At 71.2% G+C, this 14,619-nt stretch carries 12 protein-coding genes, 1 tRNA gene and 1 other RNA gene; 12 read left to right on the plus strand and 2 right to left on the minus strand.

Translation table 11 applies throughout. From position 1 onward, the window contains the following. The first annotated feature begins 59 nt into the window (after window positions 1-59). The gene (locus AB0C46_RS04445; protein WP_362825598.1) at window positions 60-1,250 is read left to right on the plus strand and encodes a serine hydrolase domain-containing protein; all 1,191 of its coding nucleotides are present in this window, start codon (window positions 60-62) and stop codon (window positions 1,248-1,250) included. Between the two features lie 255 nt (window positions 1,251-1,505). Here AB0C46_RS04445 and AB0C46_RS04450 read toward each other — a convergent pair. Further along, a tRNA-Ser gene (locus AB0C46_RS04450) sits at window positions 1,506-1,593 on the minus strand. 131 nt (window positions 1,594-1,724) lie between these two features. Between AB0C46_RS04450 and ffs the strand changes: the two genes are divergently transcribed. The 10 genes from ffs (at window position 1,725) to AB0C46_RS04500 (ending at window position 12,955) form a co-directional block, all read left to right on the plus strand. Continuing rightward, window positions 1,725-1,823, plus strand: an RNA gene (gene ffs / locus AB0C46_RS04455) — signal recognition particle sRNA small type. 44 nt (window positions 1,824-1,867) lie between these two features. After that, a complete protein-coding gene (locus tag AB0C46_RS04460; RefSeq protein ID WP_362825600.1) occupies window positions 1,868-4,402 on the plus strand; it encodes a DNA polymerase III subunit gamma and tau in 2,535 nt (844 codons plus the stop codon). Between the two features lie 166 nt (window positions 4,403-4,568). Next, window positions 4,569-4,919, plus strand: coding sequence for a YbaB/EbfC family nucleoid-associated protein (locus AB0C46_RS04465; protein WP_362825602.1), 351 nt, complete (start codon window positions 4,569-4,571; stop codon window positions 4,917-4,919). Between the two features lie 51 nt (window positions 4,920-4,970). Beyond that, window positions 4,971-5,570, plus strand: coding sequence for a recombination mediator RecR (gene recR, locus AB0C46_RS04470; RefSeq protein ID WP_018089931.1), 600 nt, complete (start codon window positions 4,971-4,973; stop codon window positions 5,568-5,570). Beyond that, window positions 5,563-6,225, plus strand: coding sequence for a DUF5063 domain-containing protein (locus AB0C46_RS04475; RefSeq protein WP_362825603.1), 663 nt, complete (start codon window positions 5,563-5,565; stop codon window positions 6,223-6,225). The genes recR and AB0C46_RS04475 overlap by 8 nt, the downstream gene beginning before the upstream one ends. A gap of 307 nt (window positions 6,226-6,532) precedes the next feature. Further along, window positions 6,533-7,804, plus strand: a complete 1,272-nt coding sequence (locus AB0C46_RS04480) for an aspartate kinase (protein ID WP_018089933.1) — start codon at window positions 6,533-6,535, stop codon at window positions 7,802-7,804. Beyond that, on the plus strand, window positions 7,801-8,916 hold the full coding sequence (locus AB0C46_RS04485; protein WP_362825605.1) for an aspartate-semialdehyde dehydrogenase: 1,116 nt from the start codon (window positions 7,801-7,803) through the stop codon (window positions 8,914-8,916). The genes AB0C46_RS04480 and AB0C46_RS04485 overlap by 4 nt, the downstream gene beginning before the upstream one ends. A gap of 748 nt (window positions 8,917-9,664) precedes the next feature. Further along, window positions 9,665-10,240 (plus strand): SigE family RNA polymerase sigma factor, encoded by a 576-nt coding sequence (locus AB0C46_RS04490; RefSeq protein WP_026169688.1) that lies wholly within the window; start codon window positions 9,665-9,667, stop codon window positions 10,238-10,240. Continuing rightward, a complete protein-coding gene (locus AB0C46_RS04495) occupies window positions 10,237-11,916 on the plus strand; it encodes a hypothetical protein (protein ID WP_362825606.1) in 1,680 nt (559 codons plus the stop codon). The genes AB0C46_RS04490 and AB0C46_RS04495 overlap by 4 nt, the downstream gene beginning before the upstream one ends. A gap of 88 nt (window positions 11,917-12,004) precedes the next feature. Next, a complete protein-coding gene (locus tag AB0C46_RS04500) occupies window positions 12,005-12,955 on the plus strand; it encodes an SURF1 family protein (RefSeq protein ID WP_362825607.1) in 951 nt (316 codons plus the stop codon). A gap of 188 nt (window positions 12,956-13,143) precedes the next feature. Here the strand turns inward: AB0C46_RS04500 and AB0C46_RS04505 are convergent, their stop codons facing one another. Then, window positions 13,144-13,425 carry a hypothetical protein gene (locus AB0C46_RS04505; RefSeq protein ID WP_362825817.1) on the minus strand — a complete coding sequence of 94 codons (282 nt, stop codon included), beginning with the start codon at window positions 13,423-13,425 and terminating at the stop codon, window positions 13,144-13,146. Here AB0C46_RS04505 and AB0C46_RS04510 point away from each other — a divergent pair. Further along, the gene (locus tag AB0C46_RS04510) at window positions 13,366-14,478 is read left to right on the plus strand and encodes a cation diffusion facilitator family transporter (RefSeq protein ID WP_362825807.1); all 1,113 of its coding nucleotides are present in this window, start codon (window positions 13,366-13,368) and stop codon (window positions 14,476-14,478) included. The genes AB0C46_RS04505 and AB0C46_RS04510 overlap by 60 nt on opposite strands. The last annotated feature ends 141 nt before the right edge of the window (window positions 14,479-14,619 follow it).

The raw sequence follows: 14,619 nt of genomic DNA on the forward strand, positions 1-14,619 counted from the left end.
ACGCACCCGGCAACCCGGCAACCCGAACAACGGTCCAACGATTCCTCAGGAGTTGACTCATGCGTGGACAGACACGGCAAGGGCTTCGCTCGCCGGGCCGGCAGCAGGGCACGCGGCGACGTGCCCTGCCCGCCACGGCCGCGGTGGCCATCGGCGTCATGACACTGGGCGCCCTCGCCCCGCCCGCCGCCTCCGATTCCGCCGCCTCCGCTGCTGCCGCCGCCAGGCCGGACGCGGTCCAGCAGGCCCTGAACGCGCTGGTGCGCGACGACGGGATGCCCGCCGCGCTGGCGAGCGTCCAGGACCGTGACGGCCGCATCCGCAGCTACACCGCAGGAGTGGGCGACCTGACCACCGGCTCGAAGGTGCCCAGGGACGGCCAGGTACGGATCGGCAGCAACACCAAGACCTTCGTCGCGGTCGTTGTCCTCCAACTCGTCGCGGAGCGGAGGGTGGACCTGGACGCCTCCGTCGACAGCTACCTGCCCGGCCTCATCCGCGGAAAGGGGATCGACGGGCGCCGCATCACCGTCCGCCAGCTCCTCCAGCAGACCAGCGGACTCCCCAACTACAGCAACCACCTCGGGGACGACGTCCGGTACTACACCCCCCGCGAACTGCTCGCCACAGCCCTCCAGCACCCGGCCGACTTCGCCCCCGGGACGAGTTGGAAGTACAGCAACACCAACTACGTGCTCGCCGGCCTGATCGTCCAGAAGGTCACCCGCCGCCCCCTCGCCGAGGAGATCGACCGGCGCGTCGTCCGACGCGCCGGGCTGCGCCACACCTACTTCCCCGCCCCCGGTGACGCGAGCATTCGGGAGCTTCACCCCCACGGCTACTACCGGGAATCGGCGGACGTGCCGCTGCGCGACATCACGGAGACCGACCCCTCCTGGGGCTGGGCGGCAGGCCAGATGGTCTCCACCGGCTCCGACCTCAACCGCTTCTTCAGCGCACTCCTGGCCGGCCGCCTCCTGCCCTCGGCCCAGCTCGCCCAGATGCGCTCCACCGTCCCCGCCGAAGCGACCTTCGGCCCCGGCGCCCGCTACGGACTCGGACTCGTCAGCAGGCCGCTGCCGTGCGGCGGCCTCTCCTGGGGCCACGGCGGCAGCTTCCCGGGGTACGAGACCCGGGGCGGCGCCACCGACGACGGCCGCGCCACCAACGTCGCGGTCACCATGCAGCTCACCGACGAGGCGGGCCGGAGGAATCTCGAACGCGCTGTGGACACCGCCCTGTGCCGCTGAAATCCGCCGAGGGCGTTCCGTGAAGCAAAACGACCGATGGGCCCGACATGGGGTCGGGCCCATCGGTCTCATGTGTGCGCACAGCCGCCACATCGTCACCGCCCACGACGTCGGCCCGGAAGATCGGCGCAGCGATCTGGGGAACCCCGGAAACAGCTCTTGTGGCCAAAGGCCAGGACAACGAGGGCTGAGACAACGTCGAAGGGCCCCACCGCAAGCGGTGGGGCCCTTCGACGTATTGCCCGGTGAGAGCAATGGCGGAGGATACGAGATTCGAACTCGTGAGGGGTTGCCCCCAACACGCTTTCCAAGCGTGCGCCCTAGGCCACTAGGCGAATCCTCCGCCGCAAACAATACAAGACGTTGGGGAGTGCTCGCGAACATGATCCGGGGGCGGGGGTCGGAGGGGGAGTGAAGTGGGTCGGGGGTGAGGGTCCGGGTCGTTTCTTGGGTGGGGGATCCGCTACTGTGGTGCGCAGCCCCTCACGTGGCGCTATCTGACTGAACTCCCCCAGGGCCGGAAGGCAGCAAGGGTAGGTCGGCTCTGGCGGGTGCGTGGGGGGCGCTTGCGTTTGCGGGCCGGTCGGTTGTCAGTGCGGCCCGATATCGTCGTATGCGTGTCGTCCCTTGCGCTGTACCGCCGCTACCGGCCCGAGACCTTCGCCGAGGTCATCGGGCAAGAGCACGTGACCGACCCGCTGCAGCAGGCTCTGCGGAACAACCGGGTCAACCACGCCTATTTGTTCAGTGGCCCGCGCGGCTGCGGCAAGACGACCAGTGCGCGGATCCTGGCGCGCTGCCTCAACTGTGAGGAAGGTCCCACCCCCACACCCTGTGGGACGTGCCAGTCGTGTGTGGACCTGGCCAGGAACGGCCGGGGCTCCATCGATGTGATCGAGATCGACGCGGCGTCGCACGGTGGCGTGGACGACGCCCGTGAGCTGCGGGAGAAGGCGTTCTTCGGGCCCGCCAGCAGCCGCTACAAGATCTACATCATCGACGAGGCGCACATGGTGACCTCGGCGGGCTTCAACGCCCTGCTGAAGGTCGTCGAGGAGCCGCCGGAGCATCTGAAGTTCATCTTCGCGACGACCGAGCCCGAGAAGGTCATCGGGACGATCCGGTCGCGTACGCATCACTACCCCTTCCGGCTGGTGCCGCCGGGCACGCTGCGGGAGTACCTGGGAGAGGTGTGCGGGCGGGAGGACATCCCGGTCGAGGACGGGGTGCTGCCGCTGGTGGTGCGGGCCGGAGCCGGTTCGGTGCGTGACTCGATGTCCGTGATGGACCAGCTGCTCGCCGGTGCCGGGGCGGACGGTGTGACATATGCCATGGCGACGGCGTTGCTCGGGTACACCGACGGGTCGCTGCTGGATTCGATCGTGGAGGCGTTCGCCGCCGGGGACGGAGCGGCGGCCTTCGAGGTCGTGGAGCGGGTCATCGAGGGCGGCAACGATCCACGGCGCTTCGTCGCGGATCTGCTGGAGCGGCTGCGGGATCTGGTGATCCTGGCGGCCGTGCCGGACGCGGGGGAGAAGGGGCTGATCGATGCCCCCGCGGATGTCGTGGAGCGGATGACGGCCCAGGCGTCCGTCTTCGGGGCGGCCGAGCTGAGCCGGGCCGCCGACCTCGTCAATACGGGCCTGACGGAGATGCGCGGGGCGACCTCGCCGCGGCTGCAGCTGGAGCTGATCTGTGCCCGGGTGCTGCTGCCCGCGGCGTACGACGACGAGCGGTCGGTGCAGGCGCGGCTCGACCGTCTGGAGCGTGGCGCGGGCGCGGCGCTGCTGGGCGGGGCCGGCGGCATGAGCGGCGGTGCGGGCGCCGGGGGAGACCTCGGGGCCGGGCCGTCGCCCGTGGTGGCGTCCGGTGGCGGGCCCGCGGCCGGCTATGTGCCGGGGCCGGAGGCTCATCCGGCGATGCCCGCGGGACCGTCCGGGCCGGCCGCCGCGCGTGCCGCGGTGCGGGGCACGGCGGGCGGCGGTGCGGGGGCTCCCGCCGCCCCGGCTCCCGCTGCCCCGGCGGCTCCCGCTCCGGCTGCGCCGGGCGCCGGTGCAGGGGCTCCTGGTGGGCCGGTGGCCGTGTCCGGCGGGGAGCAGCAGCGGGGCGACGGCGGTGGCGCGTGGGCGCCTCAGGGCGGTCCGGCGGATGCTTCGCAGGGTGTCGAGGGCGGCGGTCGTGAGGCGGCGGCCGCGCCGAGGCCCGGCGCCTGGCCCGGAAGCACGGGCAGCGGCACCGGTGGAGCCCCTGCGGGCGGCAATGGCGCTGGTGCCGGACGGCAGCCCGGTGGCTGGCCCACGGCCGTGGCGCCGGGGCAGGGCGGCCAGGCGCCGCAGGGCGGAGCGCCCACCGCGCCGCCCGCCGCGGCCGGACCGTCGGCCACACCGCCCGCCGCGTCCGGATCCCCGGCCGGTGCCGCGCCCGGGTCCCAGCAGCCGCCGACGGCCGGTGCGGCCCCAGGGGCGGCACAGGGTGCCGCCCAGGTGCGGCAGATGTGGCCGGACATCCTGGAAGCGGTGAAGGACCGCCGTCGTTTCACCTGGATCCTGCTGAGCCAGAACGCCCAGGTCTCCGGCTTCGACGGCACCACGCTCCAGATCGGTTTCCCCAATGCCGGCGCCCGCGACAGCTTCGCCAACGGCGGAAGCGAGGACGTCCTCAAGGACGTGCTCGCCGAGCGGTTCCAGGTGCAGTGGCGGGTCGAGGCGATCGTCGACCCGTCGGGCGGCGCCGGTCCGCCGGCCGGCGGTGCTCCCCGCGGAGGGGGCGGTGGCTTCGGCGGCGGCGCGCCCGCCGCACCGCAGCAGGGCGCGCCGCAGCCCCCGCCCCAGCAGAGCGGCCCGGCGGCGCCGCCGTCCTCCGGCGGCCAGTACGGGCCGGACGGAGGCGGCAGTGGTGGCGGTGGCGGTGGCGGAAGCCAGGCTGCGCGGAGGGCACGGGAGGCGGTGTCCGCCCCGTCGTCCGCGGGCGGTGGGCAGGGCGCGCCCGCGGCGGAGCCCTCGTACAGCTCGCCGGAGCCCCCGCCGATGTCGATCGAGTACGACATGCCGGCCGAGGACGACCCCGATCTCGTCGACTCCGCGCTCAGCGGACACGACCTGATCGTGCGCGAACTCGGCGCGACGGTGCTGGAGGAGTTCAACAACGAGTAGGCGCCGCACGGCACCGCGTAGGCGGGCCGGGCGGGGCGAAAACGGGTAACCGGGCGTACGCCGGGCGTACACCTGCGCTCCTCCCTACGGCGTAGGGCGCGGGGCCCGTGAAACACGTAGGCTCGGGCTACCGCACCAATCGTTGTCGTATGGCAGGAGTCACGTCGTGATCCCCGGTGGTCAGCCCAATATGCAGCAGCTGCTTCAGCAGGCTCAGAAGATGCAGCAGGACCTCGCGGCAGCCCAGCAGGAACTGGCGGAGACACCCGTCGAGGGTTCCGCGGGCGGCGGTCTGGTCAAGGCGACGGTGACCGGCTCGGGAGAGCTCCAGGGCCTGGTCATCGACCCCAAGGCGGTCGACACCGAATCCGCGGAGGAGACGGCCGAGACGATCGCCGACCTCGTGCTGGCGGCGGTCCGGGACGCCAACGCCAGCGCCCAGCAGCTGCAGCAGCAGAAGCTCGGTCCGCTCGCCCAGGGTCTGGGCGGTGGCGGAATCCCCGGTCTCCCCTTCTGAGGAGTAGCCAACTAGCGTACGCAGCACGGCAGAAGAGAAAGAAGACGTTCCGTGTATGAAGGCGTGGTCCAGGACCTGATCGACGAGTTGGGCAGGCTGCCCGGCGTCGGTCCCAAGAGCGCGCAGCGGATCGCCTTCCACATTCTTCAGGCCGAGCCGACTGATGTCCGCCGGCTCGCGAACGCGCTGATGGAGGTCAAGGCAAAGGTCCGGTTCTGCGGTACCTGCGGCAATGTGGCGCAGGAGGAGCAGTGCCGGGTCTGCCTGGACCCGAGGCGCGATCCGGCGGTCATCTGCGTCGTGGAGGAGCCCAAGGACGTCGTGGCGATCGAGCGGACCCGCGAGTTCCGCGGTCGCTACCACGTCCTCGGTGGGGCGATCAGCCCGATCGAGGGCGTGGGCCCCGACGACCTGCGGATCAGGGAACTGCTGGCCAGGCTCGCGGACGGCACCGTCACCGAGCTGATTCTGGCCACCGACCCGAATCTGGAGGGCGAGGCCACGGCCACGTATCTGGCCCGCATGATCAAACCCATGGGCCTGAGAGTGACGCGACTGGCGAGCGGACTGCCGGTCGGCGGCGATCTGGAGTACGCGGACGAGGTCACGCTCGGGCGGGCCTTCGAAGGGAGGAGACTTCTCGATGTCTGATGCCACGCTGCACAACGCGACACAGGACCCGGACGACTTCGCCGTATCGATCTCCGATTCGATCGAGAGCTTCATCGTCGCCGTGACGGAAGTCGCCAAGGGCGACGAGCCGGACAGCGCGGTGCCCTTCCTGCTGCTGGAGGTCTCCCAGCTGCTGCTCACCGGCGGCCGTCTGGGCGCTCACGAGGACTTCGTCCCCGACGAGCGGTACGAGCCGGACACCGGCCCGGAGCCGGACGTCGACGAGCTGCGCGAGCGCTTCGCGACCCTGCTCGACCCGGTGGACGTCTACTCCGAGGTCTTCGACCCGTACGTGCCGCGCAGCGAGCCGGTCGCCAGCCGGATCTCCGACGACCTGGCCGACATCATCACCGATCTGCGGCACGGCCTGGCGCACTACCGCGCCGGCCGGATCAGCGAAGCCCTGTGGTGGTGGCAGTTCTCCTACCTCTCCAACTGGGGACCGACCGCCTCGGCCGCCCTGCGCGCGCTGCAGTCGCTGGTCGCCCACGTACGCCTCGACCAGCCGCTGGACGAGCTGGACGGCCTGGACACGGACAGCGCCGTCAGCGCCGACGAGGAGCGGCTTGCCGAGGAGGCCGGGAAGGTCATGGCGGCCGAGATCGCCGGGCCGCTGGGGCTGCGGGGGAGCTGAGCGCGGGCGCGCTCGCCATGGCCGGACCCTGTGACCTGGGTTACGTTTCCGTGTGTACCGGCCTGGAGCGGGCATGTGCTCGCCGAGCGGGCGCAACGGTGCGCCTTGTGGATCCGCCGCGGGACGTGGCACTCACGAGTCAGGTGATCACGCTGAGACAGCCGTGATCAGTCAGTGAGTCTCATGTCTCACGATGTGGTATTAGCAGGGCGGACTCCGCTTGCTCGTTAGACTGAGCCGACCGCAGTACCCCCATTTCCGGGGGTCCGGGAGGAAACTCCCGAAGAGACAGTTGCGAGGAGCGCACGTGGGCCTTGTCGTGCAGAAGTACGGCGGCTCATCCGTTGCGGATGCCGAGGGCATCAAGCGCGTTGCCAAGCGAGTCGTCGAAGCCAAGAAGAACGGCAACCAGGTTGTCGTGGTGGTTTCGGCGATGGGCGACACGACGGACGAGCTGATCGATCTCGCGCAGGAAGTGTCCCCGATCCCGTCGGGGCGCGAGTTCGACATGCTGCTGACCGCCGGAGAGCGGATCTCCATGGCCCTGCTGGCGATGGCGATCAAAAACCTCGGCCATGAGGCGCAGTCCTTCACGGGCAGCCAGGCCGGTGTCATCACCGATTCCGTGCACAACAAGGCACGGATCATCGACGTCACACCGGGCCGGATCAAGACCTCCGTCGACGAGGGCAACATCGCCATCGTCGCCGGCTTCCAGGGTGTGTCCCAGGACAAGAAGGACATCACGACGCTGGGGCGCGGTGGGTCGGACACGACCGCCGTCGCGCTGGCGGCCGCCCTGGACGCCGACGTCTGTGAGATCTACACCGATGTGGACGGTGTCTTCACCGCCGACCCGCGGGTCGTGAAGAAGGCCCGGAAGATCGACTGGATCTCCTTCGAGGACATGCTGGAGCTGGCCAGCTCCGGCTCCAAGGTGCTGCTGCACCGTTGCGTCGAGTACGCACGCCGTTACAACATCCCGATCCATGTCCGCTCGTCCTTCTCGGGACTGAGGGGCACCTGGGTCAGCAACGAACCGCAAGGGGACCAGCCGATGGAGCAGGCAATCATCTCGGGCGTCGCACATGACACCTCCGAGGCGAAGGTCACGGTCGTCGGAGTCCCGGACAAGCCGGGCGAGGCCGCGCGCATCTTCCGTGCGATCGCGGACTCCGAGGTCAACATCGACATGGTCGTGCAGAACGTGTCGGCCGCGTCGACCGGTCTGACCGACATCTCCTTCACGCTGCCCAAGGCCGAGGGCCGCAAGGCCGTCGCCGCCCTGGAGAAGACCCGTGCCGCGGTCGGCTTCGACTCGCTGCGCTACGACGACCAGATCGCCAAGATCTCGCTGGTCGGCGCGGGGATGAAGACCAACCCGGGCGTCACCGCGACGTTCTTCGAGGCGCTGTCGAACGCGGGCGTGAACATCGAGCTCATCTCGACCTCCGAGATCCGCATCTCGGTCGTCACCCGTGCCGATGACGTCAACGAGGCCGTCTGCGCCGTGCACACCGCCTTCGGTCTCGACACCGACAGTGACGAGGCCGTGGTCTATGGCGGCACCGGTCGATGATTCCGGCCGAGGCGGGCCGTCCGTCCCTCGCTGACACGCTGAGGGCGGACGCCCGTACGGCCGCCAAGCCGCAGCTCGCCGTCGTCGGTGCCACCGGCGCCGTCGGCTCGGTCCTCTTGGGCATCCTGTCCGAGCGGGCCGACATCTGGGGCGAGATCCGGCTGATCGCCTCCCCCCGCTCGGCCGGCCGCAAGCTGACCGTGCGGGGCGCGGAGGTCGAGGTCGTCGCGCTGAGCGAGGAGGCCTTCGACGGTATCGACGTCGCGATGTTCGACGTCCCCGACGAGGTCTCCGCCCAGTGGGTACCGGTCGCGGTCTCCAAAGGCGCGGTCGTCATCGACAACGCGGGCACGTTCCGGATGGACCCGGACGTGCCCCTTGTCGTGCCCGAGGTCAATGCGCATGCCGCCCGGGTACGCCCGCGCGGCATCATCGCCAACCCGAACTGCACGACGCTCTCGATGATCGTCGCGCTGGGCGCGCTGCATGCCGAGTACGGGCTGAGCGAGCTGATCGTCTCCTCGTACCAAGCCGTTTCCGGGGTGGGCAAAGCAGGCGTCGATACCTTGCGGGCGCAGCTGTCCGCGGTGTCCGGTACGGAGCTGGGGACCGCGCCCGGTGATGTGCGGCGGGCCGTCGGGGACACCCTGGGGACGTTTCCGGCGCCGATCGCCCTCAATGTTGTGCCCTGGGCCGGCTCGCTCCAGGAGGACGGCTGGTCCTCCGAGGAGCTCAAGATCCGTGACGAGTCCCGCAAGATCCTGGGGCTGCCGGAACTGCCGGTCACCGCGACCTGTGTGCGGGTTCCGGTGATCACGACCCACTCGCTGACCGTGCACGCCCGGTTCGAGAACGAGGTCACGGTCGCCGGCGCGCACGAGATCCTGGCCGCGGCCCCCGGCGTCGTCCTCACCGACGACCCCGCCGAGGGTGAGTACCCCACCCCGGCCGATGTCGTCGGCACGGATCCGACCTGGGTCGGGCGCGTACGGCGCTCGCTGGACGATCCGCGGGCGCTGGAGCTGTTCGTGTGCGGGGACAATCTGCGCAAGGGAGCGGCTCTGAACACGGCGCAGGTCGGCGAGCTGGTGGCGGCCGAGCTGCGGGGGTAGGTCCGGTCCGGGACCGGGCTCCGCGTGCCTTACTGTCGTGCTGTTCCGGTGGTCTGGTGTCTTGGTGATCTGGTGATCTGGTGTCCCGGGTGTCCTGGTGTCCTGGTGTCCTGGTGACTCCGCGTCCTGCTGGCCCGGGTGCCGCTGGGGCGGGCGCTGTGCGGTCCTTGCGTTCCGCTGTGGTGGCCGGTGGGTGCCGACGGGGCGCGGCGGGTGCCGGCGGGTGCCGACGGGGGGCAGCCGGCCGGGGTGTCGGTGCGGGATCCGGCGGCGACGGCCGGGGACAGTACGTGACTTGGCGACTTGGCGCGATCGGCCGTCGTGCACCGGCTGCCTGGGAGATACTTTGTGGAGCGTGTGAAGATTCCGTGAGCGAATTGCCGGTCCAAACCTCTTGATCTGGGCTGACGATCTGTTCGACCATTCGCTCCCCGCCACACTGCAACCGGCAGTTGGGCGGGGAGCGTCTTTGTGGCCGCCCTCAGAGGTGGCTCCGGGGGTGCCTGCGGGCCGCATGGCGAGCCCTCGGGTGTTCGGGGTCTTCACGTAGGGGCAATTAGGGCATTCAGGAAGAGCTGGTACGCATGAGGGCATTTGATGCATCGTCAAAAGCGGTGCCTTGCGCGTACAACCCTTATAGGGGGAAGCGTGTCCAACAGGCGTGGCAGAGGTACTCGGATTCACCATCGCCCCAGCGGGCGCAGCCGGCGCGGCAGTGCACCCACCACGCCCCCGTGCGTCCGGGGGCATGCCAGTGATCGCTCCCTGGCCCACCACGCGCCCCGCGCAGATTCCCCCTCAACGTGGGGACACTGACGACGCGATGGCAGCGGGCACCACAGTCGACCACCTCACCGAGACCTACCGCGCGCACTACCGCTCGCTGCTCGGTCTCGCCGCGCTGCTCCTCGACGACACCGCCTCCTGCGAGGACGTCGTCCAGGAGGCCTTCATCCGCGTGCACTCCGCGCGGGGACGGGTGCGCGACCCCGAGAAGACTCTCGCCTATCTCCGGCAGACCGTCGTCAACCTCTCGCGCTCCGCGCTGCGTCGGCGCATCCTCGGGCTCAAGCTGCTCTCCAAGCCGATGCCCGACATGGCGAGCGCCGAGGAGGGTGCGTACGACCTGCTGGAGCGGGACCAGCTGATCAAGGCGATGCGGGGTCTGCAGCGCCGGCAGCGCGAAGTGCTGGTGCTGCGCTACTTCGCCGATATGACCGAGGCGCAGGTGGCCCAGACGCTGGGCATATCGCTCGGTTCCGTGAAGGCCTACGGGTCGCGGGGCATCGCGGCGCTCCGCGTCGCGATGGAGGCTCCGGCATGAGTGGCAAGACGTTTGGCCGGCACCACCCGTATGACTCGTACGACGCGCACGGCTCATACGACCCGCACGGCTCGTACGGCTCGTACGGCTCGTACGATGCGTACGGCTCGTGCGACGCGATCAACCCGAGTCGCCCGAGTGCCCCGAGTACCCCGAACTTCCTGAGCACCTCGATCGACCCCATGAACCACAGTGGCACCCGCGCCAACGGGCCCGGCCCGCTCAACTCGGCGCGTCCGGGCGCCCCGTACGGCCGGATCCACGAGGCGCCCGGCGCCCGTGGCGCTGCCGGCGTGGGGGAGCGGCGTGACATGGGCGAACTGACCGGTGCACGCGGGAAGCCCGCGGATGTGGTGCGTGGGCTGTATGCGGCGCGTGAGGCGCAAGGGTGGCCTGGCGGTGAGCCGGGTGGCGGCCGTCAGCCCACCCGCGGGCAGGGCGCGGAAACCGGCCAAGTATCCGGCCACGGCGATGACATCGCTGTCACGGACGGTGCACCGGGCGGCACGGAGGGTGCGACGGGCGCCGGTGACGAGGCCGACAGCCATGCGTACGGCAGCGACGGGCCCACCGACTCCGGCTTCGGCTTCGGCGGCGGCACCGGCAACGGGGGCGGCACCGGCGACGGCACCGGCCGAAGCCACCCCACCGGCGGCGACTTCGGCGGCGAGGACGACCTGAGGCGGCTGCTGCACTCCCGCGTCGGGGACCTCGAACCCGCGCCGGACGCGCTGGAGCAGCTGCGCCGGGCGGTGCCCGCCCGTCGCCAGCGCCGCCGGCATGCCGTCGTGGGCGCGGCGGCCGCACTGCTGCTCGGCGGTACGTCCATCCCCGCCATGGTCCATGTGGCCAACCTCGCCGGCAGCTCCGAGGAGCGGCCCGCCAACGCGGCGAGCAGCCCGCTCCCCCAGGGCGGCGCCGAGGGGGCCCACGGCGAAGGCACCGAGCAGGCCGGTCCGCAGCCGGCCGGCAAGGACGGTGCGAAGCGGGGCGCGGACAAGCCCGAGGGCCAGGGCAAGACCGCGGAGAAGAACGGCACGGGCCACGGGGCGGGCGCCGGAACCCCCGCCCCGGACGAGACGATGGACGTCACCTCGCCGGTCTGCGGGCGGGAACAGCTCGGCCAGGGCACCAGCACCGTCGCTGCGGCGGACTCCACGGGCCGCGTCTACGGCGCGTTCCGGGTGGTCAACACCTCCGGCGCCGCCTGCTCCGTCGAGGGCGGCGGCACCATCGGCCTGGTCGCCCAGGGCTCCACCAAACCGGACCGCATCCACGTCGTCGACCACACCTCAGGCGACGAGGCCACCGGACTGCCCGACCCGGCCACCACCCCTGATCAGCTGGTCCTCAAGCCGGGGGAGGCGTACGAGGTCAAGTTCGCCTGGATTCCGGAGTCCGGCGGCGGCGCCACGGGATGCGCCAACCCCGGCCCCTCGCCGACACCTGAGGCCTCCAAGGACCCGGGGCAGTCCCCGGACGCCGGGACCCCGGCCACCGGCGACAGCGGCGGCCAGGCGGGCGGTGGCGAGGGCCCCGGCGACGGCGGTACCGCGTCCGGGGGCATCGTGCTCAGCCACACGCCGGAGGCCGGCGAGCCCGCCGCGGCCGACGCCAAGGTCACGGACGCGTGTGCCGGAACGGTCTACCGCACCGAGGCGCTGGCGGCCCGGTAACAACCGACGGCCCAGGTCCCGGCCATCGGGACCGGACCGTGGAGGGGGCGGTGCGGCCCCGCCGTCCGGGCCCCGTACCGTTGAGGGCGTGTACCGGTTCCTGCTGACCCCGCGGTGGTGGGGGATCAACGTATTCGCCGTACTGGCGATTCCCTTCTGCATTTTCATGGGCAGCTGGCAGCTGAGCCGCTTCGAGGACCGCGTCGACACCCACCAGCAGCAGGAGGACCGCTCCGCCCGGGCCAAGACCGCGGCCGCCCGCCCCCTGGAGCGGCTGCTGCCCGTCGACAAGTTGACCTCCGGCCGCCAGGCCAGCGCCCGCGGGCGCTACGACACCGGGCACCAACTGCTCGTACCGGGCCGTACGTTGAAGGACAAGCACGGTGAGCGGCAGGGCTTCTACGTCCTCAATCTGCTCCGTACGGACGGCGGCAAGGCCCTGCCGGTCGTCCGGGGCTGGCTGCCCGGCGACGCCGGCACGAAGGCCGACACGGCGAAGGTGCCCGCGCCGCCCAAGGGCGAGGTGACGGTCACCGGAGCGCTGCAGGCATCCGAGAACCAGGGCACCGACGGCGTTCAGGCCGGCGGGGGGCTGGCGCCGGGCCGGCTCGGCATGATCAGCGCGGCGTCGCTGGTCAACATCGTGCCGTACGAGGTCTACGACGCCTGGATCACGCTCACCGACACCCAGGCACCGCTGAGCGCCGTCCCGCCGGCCGCCCCCGAGGGCAGCGGCCTGGACCTGAAGGCCTTCCAGAACCTCGGCTACACGGGCGAGTGGTTCGTCTTCGCCGGCTTCGTCGTCTTCATGTGGTTCCGCCTCTTCCGCCGCGACGCCGAGGCCGCCAAGGACGCGGCGCTGGGGCTTGTCGTGGGTCCGGAGGGTGATGTGGCGCTGGGGGGCGGCGGCGTGGCGCCGGAGGGCGGTGTGGCCGCCGGGGAGGCTGCGGGGCGGGATGCGGGCGACCCGGATGAGGACGGCGGGGATGAGGGCAGTGGTGAAGAGCGGGACGAGGCGGCGAGGGTCGGGAAGGTCTGAATCCGCTCTGGTCTGGGTCCTGTTCCGGTCTGTGACCTGCTCGGGTCTGTGACCTGCTCTGGTCTGGGTCCTGTTCCGGTTTGCGACCTGCTCGGGTCTGTGACCTGTTCCGGTTTGCGACCGGCAATGGGCTGCGACCCGCACCGGCTCTGCTTCTGCAATGAGATTGCACCTGGTCAGAGGGCGTATCAAGGTGGTAGCCGCAATCGGATCGGCGTGCCACGGTAGGCCATATGGCAGGCAATGGCACTCACCCGCACGGCCATGATCACGTGCACGGCCATGGTCACCCGCCCGGCCGTGATCATGTGCAGCACGGCCCTCACGCGCATGAGCATGGGCCCGAGCCTGAGCACGAGCACGAGGACAACCACGAGCACGAGCACGAGGACAAGCACGTGCCCGTGCCCGTGCCCGATCGTGCCCATCGCGATCATCACGCGCAGAAGCCCGCCCACGATCTCGACCACGACCACGCGCATAACCGGGCGCATGCCCCTGCGCACGACCCTCATCGCTCCGGCCGCTGGGCGCGGCTGCGGCATCGGCTCGCCCATCTGGTCACCCCGCACAGCCATGCGGCCATGGACAAGGTCGACGCCGCCCTGGAGACCTCCCGGGAAGGCCTGCGCACGCTGTGGATCTCGCTCGGCATCCTGGGCCTGACCAGCCTCATCCAGCTGGTGATCGTCGCGCTGTCGGGGTCGGTGGCACTGCTCGGTGACACGATCCACAACGGTGCCGACGCCCTGACCGCCGTGCCGCTGGGCATCGCCTTCATGCTCGGTCGCCGGGCCGCGAACCGCCGCTACACCTACGGCTACGGTCGCGCCGAGGACCTGGCCGGCATCGCCATCGTGCTGACGATCGCCGCCTCATCGGTATGGGCCGCCTACGAGTCCGTGGACCGGCTGCTGCACCCCCGCGATGTCACGCATCTGTGGGCCGTGGCCGTGGCCGCCGTGATCGGGTTCCTCGGAAACGAGTGGGTCGCCCGCTACCGCATCCGCACCGGCCGCAGGATCGGCTCGGCCGCACTCGTCGCCGATGGCCTGCATGCCCGTACCGACGGCTTCACCTCCCTCGCCGTCCTCCTCGGCGCGGGCGGCGCGGCGCTCGGCTGGCGGCAGGCCGACCCCCTCATCGGCCTGCTGATCACCGCCGCCATCCTCATGGTGCTGCGCGACGCGGCCCGGGAGGTCTACCGGCGGCTGATGGACTCCGTCGACCCCGAACTCATCGACGCCGCAGAGACCGCACTAGTCGCGGTGGACGGCGTCCGCGGCGTCGGACAGGTCCGTATGCGCTGGATCGGCCACACCCTGCGGGCCGAGGCGGACATCGTCGTCGACTCCCGCCTGACCGTGGTGCAGGCCCATGCCCTCGCCGTCGCCGCCGAACACGCCCTCATTCACGCCGTCCCCCGCCTCACCGCCGCGACCGTCCACACGGACCACACCCACGACGACACCCCCGAGGGCCGCGACCCGCATGCGGCCCTGGCCCACCACATCGCGGCCTGACCGCTCCGGGGCCCTCCCCCACCCCCACCCCTCCCCACCCCTCCCCACCGCCACCACCAGCCCACGGAGCAGCGCCGTGGCTACGGTCGCGGCCCCAACGCCGTGCGTGCGGTCACGGGCCGGCGAAAGCCTGGCCCGTGC

It is taken from the genome of Streptomyces sp. NPDC048637 (genome assembly GCF_040650675.1).
In the GTDB taxonomy this organism is placed as follows: Bacteria; Actinomycetota; Actinomycetes; order Streptomycetales; family Streptomycetaceae; genus Streptomyces.

Excerpts from the sequence above, each read along its gene's own strand:
- AB0C46_RS04445 (WP_362825598.1), top strand. The coding sequence starts at position 60 with ATGCGTGGACAGACACGGCAAGGGCTTCGCTCGCCGGGCCGGCAGCAG.
- AB0C46_RS04475 (WP_362825603.1), top strand. The coding sequence starts at position 5,563 with ATGTCTGATGCCACGCTGCACAACGCGACACAGGACCCGGACGACTTC.
- AB0C46_RS04485 (WP_362825605.1), top strand. The coding sequence starts at position 7,801 with ATGATTCCGGCCGAGGCGGGCCGTCCGTCCCTCGCTGACACGCTGAGG.
- AB0C46_RS04490 (WP_026169688.1), top strand. The coding sequence starts at position 9,665 with ATGCCAGTGATCGCTCCCTGGCCCACCACGCGCCCCGCGCAGATTCCC.
- AB0C46_RS04495 (WP_362825606.1), top strand. The coding sequence starts at position 10,237 with ATGAGTGGCAAGACGTTTGGCCGGCACCACCCGTATGACTCGTACGAC.